16 protein-coding genes are annotated in these 20393 nt (G+C 46.2%); 6 read left to right on the forward strand and 10 right to left on the reverse strand.

All coding sequences use genetic code 11. The features are described from left to right. Nucleotides 1-158 precede the first annotated feature (158 nt). From MKY28_RS21100 to MKY28_RS21110, 3 genes are all read right to left on the reverse strand, one after another. On the reverse strand, nucleotides 159-995 hold the full coding sequence (locus tag MKY28_RS21100; protein WP_017690474.1) for a sugar ABC transporter permease: 837 nt from the start codon (nucleotides 993-995) through the stop codon (nucleotides 159-161). Next, entirely contained in the window at nucleotides 992-2347 is a 1356-nt protein-coding gene (locus MKY28_RS21105; RefSeq protein ID WP_076329761.1) for a sugar ABC transporter permease, read from the reverse strand. The genes MKY28_RS21100 and MKY28_RS21105 overlap by 4 nt, the downstream gene beginning before the upstream one ends. A 212-nt stretch (nucleotides 2348-2559) precedes the next feature. Further along, the gene (locus MKY28_RS21110) at nucleotides 2560-3846 is read right to left on the reverse strand and encodes a sugar ABC transporter substrate-binding protein (protein WP_340936903.1); all 1287 of its coding nucleotides are present in this window, start codon (nucleotides 3844-3846) and stop codon (nucleotides 2560-2562) included. Nucleotides 3847-4291: 445 nt separating this feature from the next. Between MKY28_RS21110 and MKY28_RS21115 the strand changes: the two genes are divergently transcribed. Beyond that, a complete protein-coding gene (locus MKY28_RS21115) occupies nucleotides 4292-5326 on the forward strand; it encodes a LacI family DNA-binding transcriptional regulator (RefSeq protein ID WP_036672606.1) in 1035 nt (344 codons plus the stop codon). A gap of 172 nt (nucleotides 5327-5498) precedes the next feature. Here the strand turns inward: MKY28_RS21115 and MKY28_RS21120 are convergent, their stop codons facing one another. Then, the gene (locus MKY28_RS21120; protein WP_340936904.1) at nucleotides 5499-6257 is read right to left on the reverse strand and encodes an SDR family oxidoreductase; all 759 of its coding nucleotides are present in this window, start codon (nucleotides 6255-6257) and stop codon (nucleotides 5499-5501) included. Nucleotides 6258-6449: 192 nt separating this feature from the next. Between MKY28_RS21120 and MKY28_RS21125 the strand changes: the two genes are divergently transcribed. Further along, complete coding sequence (locus MKY28_RS21125) at nucleotides 6450-7043, forward strand: TetR/AcrR family transcriptional regulator (RefSeq protein ID WP_340936906.1); 594 nt, start codon at nucleotides 6450-6452, stop codon at nucleotides 7041-7043. Nucleotides 7044-7198: 155 nt separating this feature from the next. After that, the gene (locus MKY28_RS21130; RefSeq protein ID WP_076319361.1) at nucleotides 7199-7738 is read left to right on the forward strand and encodes a hypothetical protein; all 540 of its coding nucleotides are present in this window, start codon (nucleotides 7199-7201) and stop codon (nucleotides 7736-7738) included. Nucleotides 7739-7861: 123 nt separating this feature from the next. On the opposite strand, the gene MKY28_RS21135 is transcribed toward MKY28_RS21130, so the two are convergent. The 4 genes from MKY28_RS21135 to MKY28_RS21150 all read right to left on the reverse strand — a co-directional run bounded on the left by MKY28_RS21135 (nucleotide 7862) and on the right by MKY28_RS21150 (nucleotide 14471). Then, the gene (locus MKY28_RS21135; RefSeq protein WP_047841746.1) at nucleotides 7862-9001 is read right to left on the reverse strand and encodes a toxic anion resistance protein; all 1140 of its coding nucleotides are present in this window, start codon (nucleotides 8999-9001) and stop codon (nucleotides 7862-7864) included. Between the two features lie 19 nt (nucleotides 9002-9020). Next, complete coding sequence (locus tag MKY28_RS21140; RefSeq protein WP_340936907.1) at nucleotides 9021-10709, reverse strand: vWA domain-containing protein; 1689 nt, start codon at nucleotides 10707-10709, stop codon at nucleotides 9021-9023. A 12-nt stretch (nucleotides 10710-10721) separates the two neighbouring features. Further along, nucleotides 10722-11453 (reverse strand): hypothetical protein, encoded by a 732-nt coding sequence (locus tag MKY28_RS21145; protein WP_340936908.1) that lies wholly within the window; start codon nucleotides 11451-11453, stop codon nucleotides 10722-10724. Between the two features lie 696 nt (nucleotides 11454-12149). Then, on the reverse strand, nucleotides 12150-14471 hold the full coding sequence (locus MKY28_RS21150; protein WP_340936909.1) for a beta-L-arabinofuranosidase domain-containing protein: 2322 nt from the start codon (nucleotides 14469-14471) through the stop codon (nucleotides 12150-12152). Nucleotides 14472-14653: 182 nt separating this feature from the next. On the opposite strand from MKY28_RS21150, the gene MKY28_RS21155 reads away from it, so the two are divergent. Together MKY28_RS21155 and MKY28_RS21160 are read left to right on the forward strand one after the other, a co-directional pair. After that, entirely contained in the window at nucleotides 14654-15418 is a 765-nt protein-coding gene (locus MKY28_RS21155) for a helix-turn-helix transcriptional regulator (protein ID WP_133386495.1), read from the forward strand. A gap of 129 nt (nucleotides 15419-15547) precedes the next feature. After that, nucleotides 15548-16060, forward strand: coding sequence for a GNAT family N-acetyltransferase (locus tag MKY28_RS21160; protein WP_100527689.1), 513 nt, complete (start codon nucleotides 15548-15550; stop codon nucleotides 16058-16060). Between the two features lie 133 nt (nucleotides 16061-16193). On the opposite strand, the gene MKY28_RS21165 is transcribed toward MKY28_RS21160, so the two are convergent. Then, nucleotides 16194-17237 (reverse strand): 2,3-butanediol dehydrogenase, encoded by a 1044-nt coding sequence (locus MKY28_RS21165; RefSeq protein ID WP_076319354.1) that lies wholly within the window; start codon nucleotides 17235-17237, stop codon nucleotides 16194-16196. A 116-nt stretch (nucleotides 17238-17353) separates the two neighbouring features. On the opposite strand from MKY28_RS21165, the gene MKY28_RS21170 reads away from it, so the two are divergent. Continuing rightward, nucleotides 17354-18265: a LysR family transcriptional regulator gene (locus MKY28_RS21170; protein ID WP_340936910.1), complete on the forward strand. Its 912-nt coding sequence runs from the start codon at nucleotides 17354-17356 to the stop codon at nucleotides 18263-18265. Between the two features lie 114 nt (nucleotides 18266-18379). On the opposite strand, the gene MKY28_RS21175 is transcribed toward MKY28_RS21170, so the two are convergent. Then, a complete protein-coding gene (locus MKY28_RS21175) occupies nucleotides 18380-20134 on the reverse strand; it encodes a methyl-accepting chemotaxis protein (protein WP_340936911.1) in 1755 nt (584 codons plus the stop codon). Nucleotides 20135-20393: the final 259 nt, after the last annotated feature.

Genomic DNA, 20393 nt, shown 5'->3' on the forward strand with positions numbered 1-20393 from the left:
AATCAGGCACTTCCGTAGCTCTGTCAGTCGACAAAGACATGACATCACGGAAGTGCCTGAGTTAATTGAGTGTTACGCTATCGAGATTAATCATGCCGTCGTTAGCTTAGCTGATGATATTGTTTCTAGACCTATAATGTTTCTTGCTGAGTCTGCGTTTACCCTTTGGAAGCTCCTGCTGTCAGACCCTGAACCAGGAATCGTTGCAGGAAAACAAACAGCAGTGTAATTGGAATAGCGATCAGTACCGCCCCCGCAGCAAACATCGTAAAGTTACTGTCCTGATAACGGTTGACCAGATCCCACATACCCACCGCAAGCGTCCAGTTCTCTTTCGTCCGCAGCACCAGCCGGGCGAAGATAAAGTCCATCCACGCACCGGTGAAACTGGTTAGTGCCACATAAGTCAGCATCGGCTTGGATAAAGGCAGGATGATGCTGGTGAATACACGCAGGTGACTTGCACCATCCATGCGGGCTGCTTCGTCCAGACTGCGGGGAATCGTATCAAAGAAACCTTTGACGATAAATCCGCCCAGTACCGCCCCTGAAGAATAGACCAGGATGAGCGCAGCATGGGTGTCGAGCAATTTAATTTGCAGCAAAATGATATAGATTGCAATCATGCTCATGAAACTCGGGAACATCCCGAGGATCAGCATGGTGGAGAGAATCGTTTTACGTCCACGGAAGCGGAAGCGGGACAAGGCATACATCCCAAGTGTCACCATCAGCGTAGAGAAAATCATCGTGAAAAAGGCAATTTTCAGCGTATTCATATACCATCTGCCGTACATAAAGGACGGGTTATTGAACAGCTCACCGTAATGAGTAAGCGTGAATGCTTCCGGCCACAACCGTTCACTGAACAATGCCGCACCAGGTCTCAGAGAAGAGAGAAAGATCCAGAGCACCGGGTAGATGGAGACAACGGCGATGATCAGCAACAGCACATAACTCAGAGCCAGACGCAGCGGATTATTACGTGTCTTCATTGAATCATGTCCTCCTCCTTGAATGACTTGGAGCGGCGGAAGTTCCAGATAGAGAATGAAGCGATAATGAGGAAAATGATGATACCTACCGCTGAAGCCATATTGAATTTGTTATTGTCGAGTGTGAGCTTGTAGAGCCAGGTCACCAGCAGGTCCGTTGCCCCTGCGTACTGGTAGTCTCCCCGCAATGGATTTCCGTTGGTTAGCAGGAAGATGACATTGAAGTTGTTGAAGTTTCCGGCGAACTGCATGATGAGTACCGGGGTTGTGGCAAAAAGAATGAACGGCATCGTAATGATCCTGAATTTTTGAAACGCAGATGCTCCGTCCACTTCGGCAGCCTCGTAGAGATCACGAGGGATGGCCGTCAGTACACCCAGAATCAGCACCATACTGACCGGAATACCGATCCACATGTTGACAACAATGACGGTAACCTTGGCCCAGAACGGATCTGTCAGCCAGGGTAATCCCTCCAGTCCAAATGCTCTCATGTACGTGTTGATCGGACCAAACTGACCATTGAACAAATTACGCATAAGCAGCAAGGAGATGATCTGTGGGATCGCATAAGGCAAAATAAAGATCGTCCGCCACAGCTTTTTGAAGCGTATGCCCCGCTGTTCAATCAACAGTGCCACAAGTACGCCACCAAAATAGGTGGTGACTGTAGCCAGAATGGCCCAGATGACCGTCCAGGTCAGCACACCGTAGAATGTCTGGCTCCAAGATTTCAGCTGGATCAAATCACTGAACGTCTTGAAGCCTACCCAGTCCACGAGTTTGGCTGGCGGAATATGATCCGGGGCCGAATAGTTGGTAAAAGCAATCGTGATCGTAAACAGGATGGGCATAACGGTGAAGAAAAGAATGCCCAGTGCCGGGATGGACAGGAACAGATACGGAAAGTTTTTGTCCATCATGTTCCGAAGCGAAGCCGCTGCGCCCAGGGTCTGCTTGCCTTCTTCCCTAGCGAGCCCAGTGACGTACGCATCCCGGATATTCAGGATGTAGATCAGAATAAACACAAAAAACACCAGTAATACGATAATGCCATCAAGCAGCAAAAAGATGGAATGGTCTCCCCTTTGAAGTACGGTGGACCCATTCACTTTGACAAAACGCTGTGTATTTTCCCCCAGTGTCCATATGCCCCATACAGCCTGTGACAGGCGAGGAAGCAGGTACGCCAGCCCCGCTCCCTCCAGTAACAGTAGACAAATTCCCTTAATCCATTGTCGATTGTACAGCTGTCCAAGACCTTGCAGTATGATGGAACATATGGCCGCTGTCATCCGGTGCTGTCTTTCCCTGTTCGGTCCAACAGACACCGGGACATGCTGCTGTTGCATTCGCTCTCTCCTCCCTGCCTATTGCTAACCTGTATACATTGAACAAAAGTGTACTTACACTGACCACTCCGATGACAGAACAAGCTTCCGATCGGTGATAAAGGCGAGCCTATGCTTCCGAAGTAGCTTTCTTCTGTCCTCTACGTTTTGGTGTAAATATGAAGTTCAATTTATCCAGCTCTTATGCAAATCTTCGAATTCGTCGTTCGTCCTTATTGGACGGTTGCAAGGCTTTCCTGGATCTGTTTCACGGCATTGTCCAGCGATGCCTTCACGTCCTTATCGGTATCCCATATGTCCGTAATAGCCGACGTGATTGGTCCCCATACGCTGTCCATGGCAGGAAGCGAAGGCATTGGCGTAGAGTTGTTGAACTGTTCCAGGAATGCCTTGTTGATTGTGTCCTCTTGTAACTTCGGATCAGCAGCTACGTTTTTGTTCGCAGGAAGTGTACCGTTCAGGTCAAAGTTCTCCATCTGAGCTTCTTCATTGGAAAGGAACGCTGCCAAGAGCTTCGACGCATTCGGGTATTGTGTAAATGCATTCACATAATAGGCTTTAACACCTGAGAAGGAGGTCATCGGTTTGCCATCGATTGCCGGAAGCGGAGCAACACCAAAATCAATACCTGCATTGCGATAATCGGCAATGGTCCACGGACCGTTAATGTCCATAGCCAGCTTGCCGCTGGAGAATAATCCTTTTTTGATATCATAGTTCACGTCACCCATCTTGAGCGGCAGCACTTTCGACTTCAGCGTCTGCAAGAACTGTCCACCCTTCTGGGCTCCTTCGTTATTCAGACCGAGATCCGCGCTATCCATCCCGTTGTCTCCAAAAATATAACCGCCCTGTGAAGCCAGGAATGCATAGTTATAGTAAAATTGCTGCAATTCCCACATCAGCGCATACTGATTGGATTTCACATTATTGAACGTCTTGGCGAAACTGATAATCTCATCAAAGTTTTTCGGAGCTTCTGGGTAGAGTGCCTTGTTATAGAAAAGGGCGTAGGTCTCCACGCTGTACGGATAGCCGTACAGTATATCCTTGAACGTCACTGCCTTCAGTGCGTTGTCGCTGGTGTTCTCTGCGGTCTCTGCTTCGAATATGTCATTGGGCAGAATAAGTCCCGCCTCTGAAGCGCTACCAATCTTATCATGTGGGAAAACAACCACATCTGCCGCCAGACCCGCTGGGCCATCCGTCGTCAGCTTGGTTACCTGATCGGTTGGAGGTAATTCCTCCATTTTGACCGTTACCCCATATTTTTCTTCGAATTTTTTGACCCTTTGCTCAATAAAGCTGCTTTGATTTTTATCCTCCCAGATCACCAGAGTTGCCCCTTCTTCCGGTTGAAGGTTCTCGGATGTCAGCTCTACAACTTCCTCCGGATTCTCACCTGCCGTAGTTGGAGATGGACTTCCGCCTCCAGCCCCGCACGCAGCCAGTGTAAAAGCCATCATGACGGACAATGTTGCCCCTTGCCATTTTCTCATGTAAAATGTCCCCTTCCCTCTGCTTGGTCCAACAAAGTTCGCGCTTTTCACCCTTTTGTCTGCGTATGTTGTCAGGTTTTGCATCCCATATTCCATTTTGTACAAACGTTTGCTCAAATGGGAGACAAGATGACCTATCCGTTCAATATGTAGGGGTAAACAAGTCAAGAAGTATGTAAATCCAACGATGTAAGCGCTACAATAACAATCACATCATACAATAACGATCTTTATTTGCACAAACGTTTGCACAAGCCATATTTGCTTAATTTTAACCAATTTCCTTCTTCTACCTACAGTAATTTCCTGTTTCCTTGTTCTGACTCTTTCTTCCTTAATTTCACTTCACGTGCATCCCTTATTCGGCAGTTAGCAATTGATTTCTCGTATCCTTTGGATTACCATAGGAGAATATTTATACGATTGTTCAGAAGGGATTTTTTACATGATTACGATCAAGGATATTGCCAAATTGGCGGGTGTTTCCCCTTCTACAGTGTCACGGGTGATTTCCAACCATCCTAGAATCAGCACCAAAACGTCTCTCAAAGTGAAGCAAATTATGAAAGAATTGAACTACCATCCCAACATCATCGCGAAGAGCCTGGTTTCCAAAACAACACATACCCTTGGGATTATGCTTCCACGTCCTGCAGAAGAGTTGTTTCAGAATTACTTTTTCGGGGAACTGCTGCGAGGTATTATTACACATGCCACCCGTATGAATTATGAATTGCTGCTAACAACCGAAACATCATCAGACAATGAATTGCATGCGATATCACGCCTTGTGCATGGCCGTAGAGTGGATGGTATTCTGCTGCTTGGGTCCAAACGAGATGATCCTATCATTTCTTTTTTGGAAGCGGAAAAGTTTCCTTTTGTGTTAATCGGTCGCAGTGAAGCTCATCCAAATGCCCCCATGGTGGATAACGACAATGTGCAGACTGCTTATGATGCAACGCACCATCTGATCGCCCAAGGGCATACGCGAATTGGATTTGTCAGTGGCCCACCGGACATTACGTTATCGCATGATCGCATGCTAGGATACCAAAAAGCGCTTGCCCAAGCCGGGCTGGATGCGGATAGTGATTGGATTGTGGAAGGCGAATTTCTGCAGGAAAGTGGATTCAGAGCGATGTCGCTGTTCATGTCCTTGCCGGACAGACCCACCGCAATTGTTGTCATCGATGACAACGTGGCTTTTGGGGTATTGAGAGCTCTTGCTGAGCTTCATTATCTGGTGCCTGAAGATATCAGTGTGGTCAGTTTTAACAATATTGCATTATCGGAACTGGCTTCTCCACCCCTAAGCTCTATCGACATCGGGACTTATCAGCTTGGTTATACAGCCGTTCAGGTATTGTTAAAAATTCTTAGTGGGGAACCACAGCTTCATAATCCGGTCATTATCCCCCATCGTCTGATCGTGCGTGAATCCTCACTCTTTTCCAAGCCAAGGCCACCCTCAGATTGATTCATTTCGGGTATCCGTGTAGTAATGCAAACGTTTGTCCTACACGGAATATGATGCTGTTATCCACCGTACGTAGGTGCATAGGTGCAAAAAAAGAAGCCGCATATACTCATGCGGCTTCCTTAATTCACACACTATTTCCGTACTCCATGCTTGGCTACACTTCAATGGATTAATAAGAGCTCCAGCCTGCATCAGCTGTAACGACAGTTCCGTTCACGAAGCTGGACTCGTCAGATCCAAGGAACAAAGCCACTTTGGCGATCTCTTGGCTTGTCCCGATGCGTGGGTTGATTGCCATCCCAAGCTGTTGACGCCCTGCACCGAAATGGCTAATACCTGCCATGGATGTGCTGATATTGGTTGCCACAGCGCCTGGAGCGATCGCGTTACAGCGAATGCCTTGCTCAGCATACATATACCCTGTATTTTTGGTGAAGCCCACGACCGCATGTTTGGAAGCTGTATAGGCTGCTCCTGCACGTCCGCCGTGTAGGCCCCCTGCTGAAGCAATGTTCACGATAACACCTTTTTGTTTTTCCAGGAAGATCGGCAATACTTTACGCGTTGTCCGCATCACACTGGTTGTGTTCACAGCAAACAATCTCTCCCACTTCTCATCCGTTACATCTGCTGCCGGCTCCATGCCATCCATAATGCCCGCATTGTTAACCAGAATATCTACTGTACCGTATGTGCTCACCGTCGTATCGATCAGATTTTGCACATCTTCTTCTTTAGCCACATTGGCCAGAACGACAATCGCTTCTCCGCCCTGGGCTTTAATATCATTGACTACCGCTTGTGCAGATTCTTCGTTAATATCCGATACAACGACTTTCGCGCCTTCTTGAGCATACAACGTGGCAATTGCTTTCCCCATACCTGAACCAGCACCTGTAACAACTACAACTTTATCTTGAAGTTTCATTCCATGTATCCTCCTTTGTGTATTCGTTTACAATAAGTTAACAAACAAATGTTCATTAACTCCTATCCTTAGTATAATAAGTCATAGCGTTTCACTTCAATCAGTAAAAGCTTGTCCAGTTGTACGTTAAACAACACTTATAAGCCTGAATGTACTTTAACTAATAAAGTGAACTCGCGAGGAGGTAAATAGATGTCTGAAACTCTGAATTCGATGGACCGAAGAATTAAGAAATCAAAAGTTGCACTGAAGGATGCACTCATCCATTTGATGCAAAAACATCCCTTTAAAGAAATATCGATTACGGATATTGTGCAGCGAGCCGACCTGAATCGAGGAACTTTCTACAGGCATTATCAGTACAAAGAAGACCTGTTCAACGAAATCATCGATGATGTAATTCAGGATCTGGTGACTTCTTTTCGTAAACCCTATCAGGATGAGGAAAAGTTCGAAGTCAATCTAATGCCCTCTTCGGCGATCACTATATTTGAGCATGTACACCAACACGCACAATTCTACACACTGGTTGTGAAATCTGAGGCTTCATCTAATTTCCAGCGCATGATCTGTGATGTTCTTCGGGATCTGGCCTTACAGGATCTGAACCATATCTTCCCTCCGCACATCAACCATGAAATATTGGCAAGTTACCAATCTCATGCGATATTTGGCATGATCATGGAGTGGATCAGACAGGATTTCAAGCACAGCCCCGCCTACATGGCTGAGGAGTTGTTCAAAATCATCCATTACAAGCCGGATAATGTCGTGTTAAAAAACTGAAATTTTGAATCGTCTTACTTCCCTTTAGTAGGGTGATTGAGAGGAATTTTAAGAAAGCTTTACCACTAAAATTATGTAAATGTATTCCTGTAATTTCTGGTAATGATATGTTAGGTTATCCAATGGAATATAACAAAAGGAGGATGACATTACATTTGAAGAAGTCGTGGATTATATCATTGATTACCAGTTTTGTTTTGCTTGGCGGAGTGCTTCTCTCTCCAGCCGCTTCTGCTGATACAGCCAAAGTAGCAACCTCTACATATTCAGATTTGGATCAGAGTTATGCAGAATTTAAAGAGTACACTAATCAGTTATTTGCTCTTGAAACTTATGAGGCCAAAGCCTTCACAGCTTTGGAAAGCATCGACACCCAGGTAACTTCAACCAATCGCAAGTCCATGTATCTTAAACTTACGAATACGGTGATCCCCAATTATACAAAATTGGTATCCAAGGCAAAACAAATCAAGCCTACCAACCCGCAAATCAAGAAAATCCACGCTACATTTGTTAAGGCAAGTTACACTCAGCTCGAAGGATACCTGTTGTACCAAAAGGCAGTATCCAAGAACAAAGTGAATTACACGTTACTAAAACAAGGTAATGCCAAAGTAAACACCGCTAGTGTTCTAATGGATCAATGCGAACAACAGTTATACGCCTATGCAAGAAGCTTGGGGTATGACAGTTAGTACCTATCTTCATAGAAGCCCAAAAAGCGACCGTTCCTCATGTTTAATGAGGAACGGTCGCTTCTTTTTCTAATTATAAATAAAGAGGACAATCAAATAGGTATTTATTTCTCTCTCTCCTTATCACAGCCCCAGCTTTTGCCCTTTCTCCAACCGCTGAATCTGTTGCTCGCCGGTATCCGCAAGTTCACGGAACTGGTTAATCGTCTCACGCATTCTTGGCAGAGCTTCCTGCTTATAAAGACTAATCGAATCGAGCGCCGACAGCACATCGGTGAACGCCTGTTTCATCGTATCCACGGAGATGCTGGCTTCATACGCCTGCTTCTGAATGGCAATTCCCTGATCCTTGAGCATCTTGGATGTTCCGGCGATCAGATCGTTGGTTGTCTGGTTCAGCAACTCAATTTTCTGCAATACAATCTTCTGATTATACAAAGCACTTGCTACTGTAACGGCAATTTTCAATGCCGAGATCGTTACATTCTTCGCACGGTCTACGCCTCGGATCAGTTCCTTGTTGTTGCGAATCACCACTTCAATCGCCATGATACCCTGCTGGTTCACGACTAACATCTGCTGCAGATCCATCACCCGCTGACGGAGCGGAAACAGCACTTCTTCGGTAATAAATCGGACTTTCTCAGGGTCTTCATTACGGACCTTGGCGGCTTCAATCTGCGCGTCGATGGACTCATCCATGAGCATGCCAAGCTGGATTTCCTTTTGCAATCGCTTTGTGAGTTCTCGCAGGTTCTGTTGTTCGATCTCCAGCGTTGTATTATCGTTACGCAGGGTGGATCTGCCTTTATCCAAAGAGGTTACGATGTCAGCGATGACTGCGTCAGCCTTCTGGTATTTCAGGAAATAGGCGCGAAGCGGATTGAACAATTTCCCAAGGAAACCGGTCTTGGCAAAGTCGACCACACTCGGGTCGAGATCCTTCAGTTGCATATGCAGCTCGGTCAAACCTTTGGCGACCTGACCGCCCTCGTCTCCCGTCTTGGACAGATGTCCAACGGAGACTTGAAGCAAGGCGTTTTTCTCAGAAGAGGATCTCATCGTGTTCATGCCAAAACCGTCAATGGATTGCAAAATCTCTTTGCGCTTCTCCAAGGATTCGAGGTCCAGTGTCATGATCATCTCTACGTTGGCATTTGCCACTTGTTGAAGCTCCGCGACCTCGGCGGGCACGGGTTTCACCTCTTCCTCAATCACCTTCTGAATTTCCTTCTGGCTCGGTATTTCCATTGAAAATGACATCTACAGTTCCCCCTTTAGATTACATCTGTACGTTAAACAGGTTTCCGATCTTGTATACGACATCGTCGGTATCGGCATTGATGCTTGCTGCTTCGTTAATGCTGGAGATGCTCTCCAAAGCCTTGATGTCCGCGTTGTATCCAATCGTATAGATTGGCACTTTGTACGTCTCGACCAGATCCCGGATATCCTTGAGGGTATGACCTTCGTTGGTCTCGCCATCACTTAGGACAAAGATCAGCGGCTTCACGTTTGGATCAGCAGCCATATAATCTTCCAGCATCTTCATCGCCACCACGATCCCGTCAAAGGTCGCCGTACCACCGCCAGCTTGCAGACTATCAACTGTTCCGACAAACATGGACTGCTGGTTCGTATCATACTTGGCAATCGGCAGATTCACGGTTACCCCGCTAGAATAAGAAACCAGGCCGATACTATTCTCAGTGCCCAGGTACTTCTGACCTTTGCGTAGGGACTCCTTCAGTCGGTTAAGCGGTTCGCCGTCCATGCTTCCGGATACGTCTGTCACGAACACGGCAGCAATAGGTTTACTGCCGTTTTTCTTCTCTTTCCATACTTTCTGTGCAGACAACAACGTGCCGCCATCCACAGTAGCCAGCTCGGATTTGTAATCCTGTAACCCGTTGAAACCGAACTCCTCCGCCGATTGTTGGTACTTTGCTTGGGTTACGAATTCCGCGAATTTCTGGATGATTTCCTGTTTATTCTGCGGCAATTGTCCCAATGCATACAGCGGGCTATCATGTCTCACGCCAAATGGTGTAAAAACGTAACCACTCTTCAGATCGGCGGTATTCACATACGTCTGGTATTCGAGTACAAAGGCATCCAGTCTGCCTGACTTGGCAGCTTCCCGCATCTGAATCGTTGTTGACGCTGTAAACGGTACATTCGTCTGGAACTTTTCGAACCCTTCAATAGCCTTCTCGCCAAGTGGGTTGGCGCTGTCATACGTATTCAGTGCGGTCACCAGGAAATTCAGTCCTGTGGAGCTGGCAAATGGATCGGTATATCCCATCGCGAGTTCATTGTTGGCAATCGCTTCGGTTACGGTTTTTACATTAACGGAGCCGTACGTATCAACCAGTGAATCATATTTGGCTTTGGAGATGACAATACCAGGAACATTCCCGACCAGTCGCTCGGATACCATCTCTGTCTTCACTCCACTGGCCTCAACCATCTCGCCCCACAGTTCATTGGAAGGTGTGAATGCATCCGGCATATACTTACCGGACTTGATATAATCGGTGGCTGTTCCGGAGGCAATGTTGCGGATTTTGACCGATACCTGTTTGCCTCCAACGGTGATGTTCGCTTTGTTGAACTCCTCGCCCACTTCGGTTAACCAGCCGTCTACCCCGCTGCCCGACTTCTCTGGGGAAGAGAAGATTTCGACGTAATCATTTGTTGTATTCTCTACAGCAATCGCAAATTTGGAGATGTCCGGCAGTGATTCCGCCACATCGACCGGGTCGAGATCAATCTGTCCTTTGACCGGTTCCGCCGTCGCTGGCGCAATGTCCGCGTACAGTTTTCCCAGTTCCTTACCTGCATTCTCTGTGCTCACCTGTGTAGTCGACTTGCCAAAGTTCGACGTCAGTGTAATCCCTGCATAGACTAGACCAAATACGAGCACCAGCATTACAATCGATATGAAAAAAAACTTTCCCTTCTTGGCCATACTCGCAACCCCTCACTGTCTGTATAATTTGGTGTGCTTGATTAACTGATCAATCTCCTGCATACAAGGCATCTGTTCAATATCTCCGGCTTCGAAGCTGTCGAGGCGTGAAATCTCCAATAACAACTGATCGAGCTTGAGCAAAATTTCCTCATTGGTGTGAAGCGAATTCTTCACATAAGACAGATAATCGTTGTATACCTTGGTTTTTTCCTGAAAAAGCTTCTGGGGAAGTGTGGAGGACTTGGATTTCATCATGTTGGCATAGTCAGCTTCATCAAATACATTCAACCGGTTCAGCACACTGCGGATGTTCAGGTACAACAGCTTCTCCACTTCCAATGTGACCGAAGCGAATTTCTTGTAGCTCAGTTCCCCTGGATCAAAGCGTTGATGAAGCACATTCAGGAGGGTTTCTTTTTTCTTTTTCATTCGACTAAGTTGGGACAGCCCCAGCGTAATATCTTCTTCGAGGACTTTGATGCGTCTATAAAAAGATAGTGCTTCCACATAATCTTCATGCGTTTCAATATGCTTCACGGGCAGCACTACCGGTTGTCTGAACAGCAGGGTATAACTCCCATATAGGAGTGCCATTGCACTACCGAACAGAAGGGTAACGGATAGCGCAGTTGTGAATGCACCCTCCTCGAAATTCAGCCCGATAAAGCCGGGTGAGAATGCGAGAACATTCACAGCCACAATACCGAGGATTAATCCCAACAATTTTATGTACTTGATCATGTTCAATCATCCGACCTCCTTTCATGTTATATATTGGTGCTTCATGTCGTAATTTTCCTGTTCAACTTATTCTTATTGTACATGATGTTAACGCTCTCAGGTGGATATGATTGGATATTTGGATACTCATAATATACGTGGTTTGGGCTTATCCCATTTCATATTTTCAGGGACAACGTGGAACTTGGCAGGAAATTTTGTGGTCAATCCATAAAAAGTGAGCTTTACGAGACAGCAGATTGTGGAGAAGAAATGTTATCAGGTAATACGTGGAAAATAGCTATGCGTGTCATTTTTTATATAAGACTTGTCTGAAAAAAAAGTAATGCAAAAAGGACGAATCGGAGATCATCCGCTTTCGTCCCTTATGCGTTGGTTCATTATTTTTCGTGTTCTTATTAAAATTTTAATGCCTTATTCTACAGCTAACGAACTGAGGTGAGGTTATTTGGTGCATTTCAGCTCATCTGAAAATGTAATGAACCTGAGACACGTTATGTTCGTGTATTAGGTGTAAAAACGTTGTTTATCGCCTATTTCGAATGAAATAGCGTCACTGAGATTCGTTACATTTTCCACCACATCAATATTGCCCATATAAGACGTGTGCGGTTCGTTAAAAATTAGAAAGTCGATTTCTTATAAAACCCTCTCCTCCAGTGGACAGGCCACCGCCTTTTCACACCATGCCTGTTATCACGAAAAGATGGATTCCCGTTTACTTCGCGTGGTGCGCACCTCTACAACTTTCCCGGCACAGCCATTGTCTCCCTTCGCCTGGAACATTACTGTAACGCTGTTTTTGCCTGATGTTACGGCCTCAGGAATATCGTAGGTCACATAGAACACGTCGCCAATTTTATTCATGTGAATTCTCTGCTCGCCAATGAGTGTTCCATCCACGGTAATAGCGAATTGTCTGTCATATAACTTACCTTCCCGTTTAAACGCGGAATGATCTCCGCCCCAATAGGCCACACATAGATAATTGGTTGCTTTACGATCCACCGCCAGTTGGTAACTGAAGTAAGCTCCACTGACGCCAAAAGCCTCTCGCCACATATGCAACTTCTTACGGCCATCCGTGGTAGAACCATTATGATGCTCCCCACGGCAATTACTATCCAGTTGATGTCCGATCTCATCCTGCTGACCATCCGCCTGAACCCTGTCGATCGTAATATCGTTCAACTCTTTCTCCAGGGCGTCCCCTTCATCGTTAAACGGCCAGTACACAGTATAAAATTCGTGATGCACATCATAGAACGGAATGAGCTTCACGGCTTCGCCTGTGGAAGTAACATCTTTGCTAAGCTCAAATGTTAACGTGTCTGCATCCACAACCTTGATCCACTCTCGTACATCCTCCTGCTCCGTCCAGATCACAGGTACAGGTGCAGTCTTGGGATTCAATGCTGTTTCGTCCACGATCGTATCCTCGGGAAGACCCTCGTTTCCTAGTGCACCAGCGAGTACTATTGGGCCGTACAGGAATGCCACCTTGTGGGAATCATCCCTGGCAGTGTACTGGCGGAGTGACATCGGCAGTGTGATGGTGATGACATCGCCCGTTGTCCATGTGCGGTCGATGGAAAGATAGCCGGGTTCCATCCGTGTATACGGATGTTCCGTATCCCCGTTAACTGTTGCCGTCATTGGCTGTTGCAGCCATGAGGGCACACGTAATCTTAGATGAGCCGAGGCGTTGCCTCCGGTGATCGTCAGGGTTACCTTTTCCGAATAAGGAAAGTCGGTTTCAAGCTTCAGGGATAATCCCTGTGACGCCCAATCCAATTGGGAAGCGATATACAGGTTGACGTACAGGTCCTGTTCATCCTCAAAATAAATCGCCTCGGCATATTTGCCCGGGTTCTCCATGCCTGATCCTGTGCAGCACCACCAAGCGGTATCGTGAGTACCATAGATTTTGTAGTGGCCTTGCAGCGTTGATGCAAAATACGTTTTGTTCCCCGTATCGGGGTCCTGCGTGCCGAGGATGTGATTATAGATGGCGTTTTCATAATAGTCCATGTAGGCGCTATCGTGATTCCAGGCAAAGAGTTGCTTCGTTAGATGTAACATGTTGTGAGTACAACAGCTCTCTCCTGTTTTGATGCCAAGACTCTCCATGCCCTTTGCTTCGTAATGCTCCGAAATGCTCGTCGCACCAAATACGTAAGAACGATGATGCACCGTGGTGTTCCAGAAAAACTCTGCCGCTGTCCGATAACTCTCATGAGTATGATCCTGGTTGTAAATTTCGGCTGCACCGATCACTTTGGGAATCTGAGTATTGGCGTGTTTGCCTTGAAGATCGTCTTGTTTGTGCTCCAAGGGTCTCAGGATCAATTGATGGGTGAACTTATTAGCGATCTCAAGATATAAGGCTTTGCCTGTGATTCCATACAAGTGTGCAAATACTTCATTCATGCCCCCGTGTTCACTTTGAAGCATCGTCTGCATCTGTTCTTCTGTCATCGGAAGCAAACCTTCGACCGCCCAGTCTGCAAATCGAGTAACTACATCAAGTACCTGTCCGTTGCCAGTGAGTTTATGGGCATCAATCAGGCCGCGATAGATTTTGTGCACACTGTACCAGGGAACCCAGTATTCACCGATATTGAATCCACCGATATTCTCTGCTCGAAAAGCCATGTGGAAAGGTTCTTCGGACAAACCACCGATATATCCGCTCCCCGTGGTCTGCTGGATTCTCGCCAGTTCGGTGACAGCATAATCCAGTCTTTCTTTTAACGTGATATTCCCGGTTGCCTGATACGTCACAGCCAGGGCAGACAGATAATGTCCGAGGGAATGTCCGCTGATGGTACGTGCCTCCCAACCCGCGTAGCGCTCTTTTCGGGCAGGTAAACCATGCGCTTCGAAGCATGGAGCCAGGAATCGATCAATATCCAGTGATAACAGGTAACGCTCCCCCACCTCTTGTGATGTTTGGAACACACCATTTAACAGATCTACATGTTCCGGTCCCAGAAATCCTTTTTTCGTATCAATCATGACACTCACTCCTTCTCGGGATGTAATAGATATCCATTGATTCTTGAGGGGTAAAATCCGTTTTTTTAGCTACAAGACTAATACTCATCAATCCACTTTAGAGCTTGAATATCCTCATATTATCAAATAAAATACAATTACATCAGACTCATAATCCAAGAAAAGGTGGATAAATCCGTCCTATGCAAAAGCCACTGGAACATTACCTGTGCGGCAAGTTCATATCCGAAGGCAACTGGAGCCACATGAGACGCAGCATGCCCGTTCACGAGATTATTTTGATGCTGGAAGGTGAGATGTACATTGCGGAAGAAGAGGAACAATATGTAGTTCGTGCCAACGATCTGTTGTTTCTGCGCGCTGGTCGCACCCACTATGGCTACCAGATTAGCGACACACCCGTCAGTTTCTACTGGGTTCACTATGATGCCATGTCGGCAGAATTCAACCAGTTTAGGACACACGCCACCATTCAGGTACCTTCCATGGCCAATCAGTTATTCAAGCAGTTGCTGCATGTGTCATCCTTCTCACCGGAGGAAGCCAACGCTGCTTTGTTATTGTTGTTCAGAGAACTGGAGCGGAATATAGAGGCGGATTATCGTCCGCACAATGCGATTGTGGACCATATCTGCAAGTGGGTCGATATTCATCTGCATACAAACATCACGGTGAGTCAGATTGCGGAAAATTTTAATTTTAACAAAGACTATATCTCCAAAATGGTGAAACGCGAGAAAGGTACTGGACTCAAAACCTATATCCTCACAGAACGTATTCGCCGGGCAAAACAATTGCTGCTCAACACCAATGCCAGTGTAAAAGAAATCGCCGGACAGTGCGGCTTCTCCGACTACAAGCTATTCCTGCGCATGTTCAAACAATACGAAGGCAATACGCCAACCGAATATCGCAATCATCTGTATTCCACACAGCTCAATCGCTGATATGCTTTGATCTATAGAAATGACTGAGTTACCTATAGAAAATTTGAATGAATCGGATTGAATCCGTTATGGTAAAATGCAAGAAAACTATATTCCATGCTTAACCCATAAGAGAAGAGGAATTATAAGATGACAACGGCTGCCGTTACGATTCATCCTGCCACAGAAGCAGACCATCCAGAGATTGTAGATATCCTTGTTGCAAGTTATGCCGAGTATCGGGAGACTTTTGAGCAAAATGAACGCTGGGAAGCCTACCTAAAAGATATTCGAGAGTCTGTGGTTAATCCGTACCTGACACAATTATGGATCGCGAAGATTGATGATCAGATCGTTGGTACAGTTCAATTATTCGAAACAGCACGCAAGGCTTATCCAAACTTTGAATTGCCGATCGATTATCCGTTTATTCGGCTGTTGGGTGTTGATCCAAAATGGAGAGGTCACGGGATTGCCAGAGTATTGCTCCAGCAATGCGTAGATTCTGCCAAAGAGATGGGCAAAAATACGGTGTACTTATATACGGGCGGTCAGATGGTTAATGCCATCCGTTTATATGAGCGTTTTGGATTTACAGAGGATAAGGAATTCAGCTCCGAGAGTGACGGGGGCAAGGCGATCTGCTACCGTTATGATTCCTAGTGGAGGTTAACAGCAACACGGGATCAGGGAGCAGAGAATGAAATGTAAAACAGACCGATCATCTTCATGACGGTCTGTTTTACATTTATAAATGATCAATCAACATTTGAAATGACACTTCGCTATTGATTTTTTAACCGCCAATCTCCACCAAAATCTTCGCATGGCTCTTGTCGCTCATTAACAGCTCAAGCCCTTCCTGCACGATATCGTCCAGTTTGATTTTCTTGGTGATGACCTGTTTCACATCGAGCGACCCTTCAGCAATCAATGAAATCACTTCAGGGAAAATGTGGCGATATGCCAGCGTTGCCGTTAGATTCGCTTCTTTGACCAAAAGATCGAAGAAGTTCACTTGAAGCGGATTTGGAATCGCTGCGATGACAACAACTTCTCCACCTTTTTTGACAACCGCAATGGCGCTATCCATCGTTGGTTGCACACCCGCTGCTTCATAAGCTACATCAATGCCGCCCGATTGTTGCAGGATCACCTCTGTTGCATTGACTTTGGCACTGTTCACCGGAATCGCTCCCAGCTTGGCTGCCAGGTCCAGACGTTCCTCAAATACATCGACTGCATAGATTTCAGAGGCTCCTGCTGCTTTGGCAGACAGAATGGTCAATAATCCAATTGGACCTGCTCCATATACGGCTACTTTGTTCCCCACTTTCAGCTTGCTGTGACGAACCGCGTGAAAGGCTACGGCTGTAGGCTCTACAAGCGCACCTTCTTCGAAAGTTACGTTATCCGGGATGGGATGAACCATGTATGCTTCAACAACAACATACTCTGCAAAACCACCATCACCATTCAGTCCAACGAATCCAAATTGAGTACACTGGTTGTAACGCCCCTGGATACAGTAGTCACATTTTCCACAATGGTACAACGGCTCAACCACAACTCGATCCCCTACACTGACACCGCTTACATTACTCCCCAATTCACTTACGGTTCCTGCAAATTCATGACCCAATGTCAACGGTGCTTTCTGTCCTGAGAGCGGATGATTCTCGCCTTCTTGAATTCCTACACCATGATGATAGGCATGCAAGTCACTGCCGCAGATCCCTGCATATTCCACTTTGATTTTGACTTGACCCGCTTGAGCAACCGGAACCTCCCGCTCTTCCACACGCACGTCTTTATGGGCATACCATACTGCTGCTTTCATGAAGTTCATCCCCTTTGTATGATTGTCTATATATTATATCGCTGTTCATGTATTATTCATATTTATAGATACTAATGTTAACATTAGTTGTATTAATGCTAAACGGAGATGAAATCATGAATCTGGAACAGCTCGAATATGTCGTTGAAATTGCGAAAACGAAATCATTCTCCGCCGCCTCGGAGCATCTACATGTCACACAATCGGCGATCAGCCAATCGGTTCATCGTCTGGAGAAAGAATTGGGTATCATCCTGTTCGAACGCTCGCGGCAGGGAACTCATCCCACTCCCGAAGGCAAACAATTCATTGCCAAGGCACTGGACATTTTACAGCGGATTGATGAATTAAAATCCCTGAACGCAGAAGCCTCCTCACTTAGCGGAGAGCTTCATGTGGCTACTTTTCCAAGTGTCATGCCCTATCTTGTTCAGTCTGCTGCGGATATGAAGCGTGAGCACCCGCAACTTAACATCTCCATTGAAGAGAAAGGGTCCATGGAAATTATTGAAGATATTCGCAACAACAAAACCCATCTGGGCTTTATCGCGATCTACGCCAAACAATTGCGGGAATTCGATGGACTTCACTTCAGTCCCATGTACTCGGGCAGGCTGGTAGTTGGTACTCATCACCTGTCTGAACTTGCCAAGCACAGCCGTGTTTCACCGGATCAATTAAAAGAACACAAGCTGGCACTGTATCGAGATGGTTTCATCGAAGACTTCATCAAGGAATTCACCTATGATCATGGACCTCTGTCCATTCTGTTTAAAACAAATAATTCAGAAGCCATCAACATGGTGTTAAGAAACGATATTGCCGCTACGATTGGTCACGACTTTTCCTTTCACCAAAATCCCTTATGGAAAGAAGGTCTGGTGAAGATGGTAGAGATCGCTGGAATCGATCAACCGAAAATGCAAATTGGCTTTGTGCAGACGGAGTCCAAGGAGTCCGCCGTAGCCGCAGAACGATTCGCCCAACGCTTCAGACAGGCGATAGAGCTGGATCATTTAAAAATTTAAATCTAAAAAAGTGCTCCACCCTTTGAATGAAGTTTGGGATGAACACCAACTTCTCCAAGAGCGGAACACTTTTCTGACTATCTCTTGCGTTACTATTGCTACATCTAACTCAAACTATACTTTCACTTTACGTACGGCTTCACTCATCTCATTCGTCTGCTGCTCCAGCATGGTGGAGGTCTGTGCCACCCTGTTGAACATGGCCGACTGTTCACGCATCAATCGATAGATTTCATCCGAATGATCCGATACCCCGGCTGAGATCTGCGAGATCGTATTGACGGAGGCTGCAGCCTCTTCCGATCCTGCCGAGATTTCCTCTGCCGCAGCGGAGACTTCCTGAATGCGACTGGTTACCAGTTGGAACGCGTCAACTACATGAGCGAAAGCTTGCTCCGCTTCTGCGGTAATTGTAACCCCTTGTCCAATCTCGGTTGCAGTAACCCCCATCTGTGAGCCAATCTGCTGTGATTCTTGTTGAATACGAAGCAGCAAGTCGGAGATCCGTTCCATGGATGTGCTTGAGGCCTCAGCAAGCTTCCGAACTTCATCCGCCACAACCGCAAAACCTTTGCCGTGTTCTCCTGCATGTGCTGCCTCTATGGATGCATTAAGCGCAAGTAACTTCGTCTGACTCGCAAAGTCACGAACCGTGTGCAGGGCACCCCCAATTTCCTGGGAGTAGTTGTTCAGCACCTGAACCATCGCTACAACTTCACTTGAGACATTTGAGATGCTCTCCATCTGTGTTTTCATCAGTGTCATGCTCTGTTTACCGGACTCCGCCGTAGAAAGCGCACTTGATGCCGCATCCGATACAACCATCGAGGATTCGGATATATCCGTTATGCCTTTTGCGATCTCTTCCATCGCATGCGCGCTATCGCTTGCACCCTGCTTCTGCGTATGTGCACCCTGCCTAATCTGTTCGACAGATTGATCAACCGTCTTGCCCATCTCAAGCATCTCTTCGGTACTGCGATTAAATTCCTTCGTTGATTCCGATAAAATATCTGTGGTTACTGCTACGCCTTCAACCATGTTACTCACAATCTTATTCAAGTTACCAGACATATGTATCATCGCTTGATATGTTGTTCCAATCTCATCTTGGCTGCGCAAACGATACGACGTCAAAATTTGGTTCGCTTCTGCAAGCTCACCCTGTGCCATTTTTTCCACACTCGCCTTCAGCGGTTGAAGTGGCCGCAGTCCTCTTACGATAAACCACGTGACAACAGCAATGCCTATAAGTGTAATTAAAAGCAACAAGGCATAGAAAGGGATACTCGATTTCATAATATCCGATTCAATACTTCCGATGACCGATACCGCCGTATCGATACCAATTACACCTGTTACAGCACCGTTACTATCCAGCATGGGAGCGTAAGAGGAAATATAGTCGCCGTACTCCTCATTGTTAATAATCGAAGAACTGGCTGTTTGCCCCTGCAACAGCTTTTGAACAGCCTCCTCAGGGACATCCGTTACTTCATTAATCGGTGAGGCTTTATCTGCATCCTTCATACCGTCCACCATAATAAGTGGCGTACCTTTGTCATCTATTTTGACGAAATACACATACATTGCACCAATGCTTACGCGAAAGTCATCCAGTTCATCACGAATCTTCAAGAACTCGTCATTCTCCTTGGGGTCCTTGGCAAACTCGGCATAAGATGCTGTATCCAGCTGATTCACATAACTCTGAGCAATCTGGATGTTGTAACTCGAAATGGCCTCCTGCGCAGCAAGTTTCATATTGGCCACCTGTAACAGCATGCTTCCAACGGCTATAATCGTAATGACCAGTGTGACTACTGCAACAATGCGCACAACCAAACGTTTTCTAAAAAAACCAATCATCCGCTCCTCTTCCTCTCCCGTGAACCCAAGCCTTTTTGACTAGGCGCTACCCAAAAAACGCATGCTTGAAGCACTATGTATGGGAAAATAGTAAACGAATATGTCGAATTAGGCAAGAAAATATTGGGTTTACATAAAAACGCTATCATGGCCGTGGTAGCTTTGTTCATTGGAGCTGCATCTAGGCATAATTTTGGAGGATTTGTTTAGGTTCTTTGCAGTGAAAAATGATAGAAAAAAACATCCCGGCTCAAGCGCC

It is taken from the genome of Paenibacillus sp. FSL R5-0473 (assembly GCF_038004565.1).
Taxonomy (GTDB): domain Bacteria; phylum Bacillota; class Bacilli; order Paenibacillales; family Paenibacillaceae; genus Paenibacillus; species Paenibacillus amylolyticus.

Excerpts from the sequence above, each read along its gene's own strand:
- MKY28_RS21100 (WP_017690474.1), bottom strand. The coding sequence starts at position 995 with ATGAAGACACGTAATAATCCGCTGCGTCTGGCTCTGAGTTATGTGCTG.
- MKY28_RS21105 (WP_076329761.1), bottom strand. The coding sequence starts at position 2,347 with ATGCAACAGCAGCATGTCCCGGTGTCTGTTGGACCGAACAGGGAAAGA.
- MKY28_RS21110 (WP_340936903.1), bottom strand. The coding sequence starts at position 3,846 with ATGAGAAAATGGCAAGGGGCAACATTGTCCGTCATGATGGCTTTTACA.
- MKY28_RS21115 (WP_036672606.1), top strand. The coding sequence starts at position 4,292 with ATGATTACGATCAAGGATATTGCCAAATTGGCGGGTGTTTCCCCTTCT.
- MKY28_RS21120 (WP_340936904.1), bottom strand. The coding sequence starts at position 6,257 with ATGAAACTTCAAGATAAAGTTGTAGTTGTTACAGGTGCTGGTTCAGGT.
- MKY28_RS21125 (WP_340936906.1), top strand. The coding sequence starts at position 6,450 with ATGTCTGAAACTCTGAATTCGATGGACCGAAGAATTAAGAAATCAAAA.
- MKY28_RS21135 (WP_047841746.1), bottom strand. The coding sequence starts at position 9,001 with ATGTCATTTTCAATGGAAATACCGAGCCAGAAGGAAATTCAGAAGGTG.
- MKY28_RS21140 (WP_340936907.1), bottom strand. The coding sequence starts at position 10,709 with ATGGCCAAGAAGGGAAAGTTTTTTTTCATATCGATTGTAATGCTGGTG.
- MKY28_RS21145 (WP_340936908.1), bottom strand. The coding sequence starts at position 11,453 with ATGATCAAGTACATAAAATTGTTGGGATTAATCCTCGGTATTGTGGCT.
- MKY28_RS21150 (WP_340936909.1), bottom strand. The coding sequence starts at position 14,471 with ATGATTGATACGAAAAAAGGATTTCTGGGACCGGAACATGTAGATCTG.
- MKY28_RS21155 (WP_133386495.1), top strand. The coding sequence starts at position 14,654 with ATGCAAAAGCCACTGGAACATTACCTGTGCGGCAAGTTCATATCCGAA.
- MKY28_RS21160 (WP_100527689.1), top strand. The coding sequence starts at position 15,548 with ATGACAACGGCTGCCGTTACGATTCATCCTGCCACAGAAGCAGACCAT.
- MKY28_RS21165 (WP_076319354.1), bottom strand. The coding sequence starts at position 17,237 with ATGAAAGCAGCAGTATGGTATGCCCATAAAGACGTGCGTGTGGAAGAG.
- MKY28_RS21170 (WP_340936910.1), top strand. The coding sequence starts at position 17,354 with ATGAATCTGGAACAGCTCGAATATGTCGTTGAAATTGCGAAAACGAAA.
- MKY28_RS21175 (WP_340936911.1), bottom strand. The coding sequence starts at position 20,134 with ATGATTGGTTTTTTTAGAAAACGTTTGGTTGTGCGCATTGTTGCAGTA.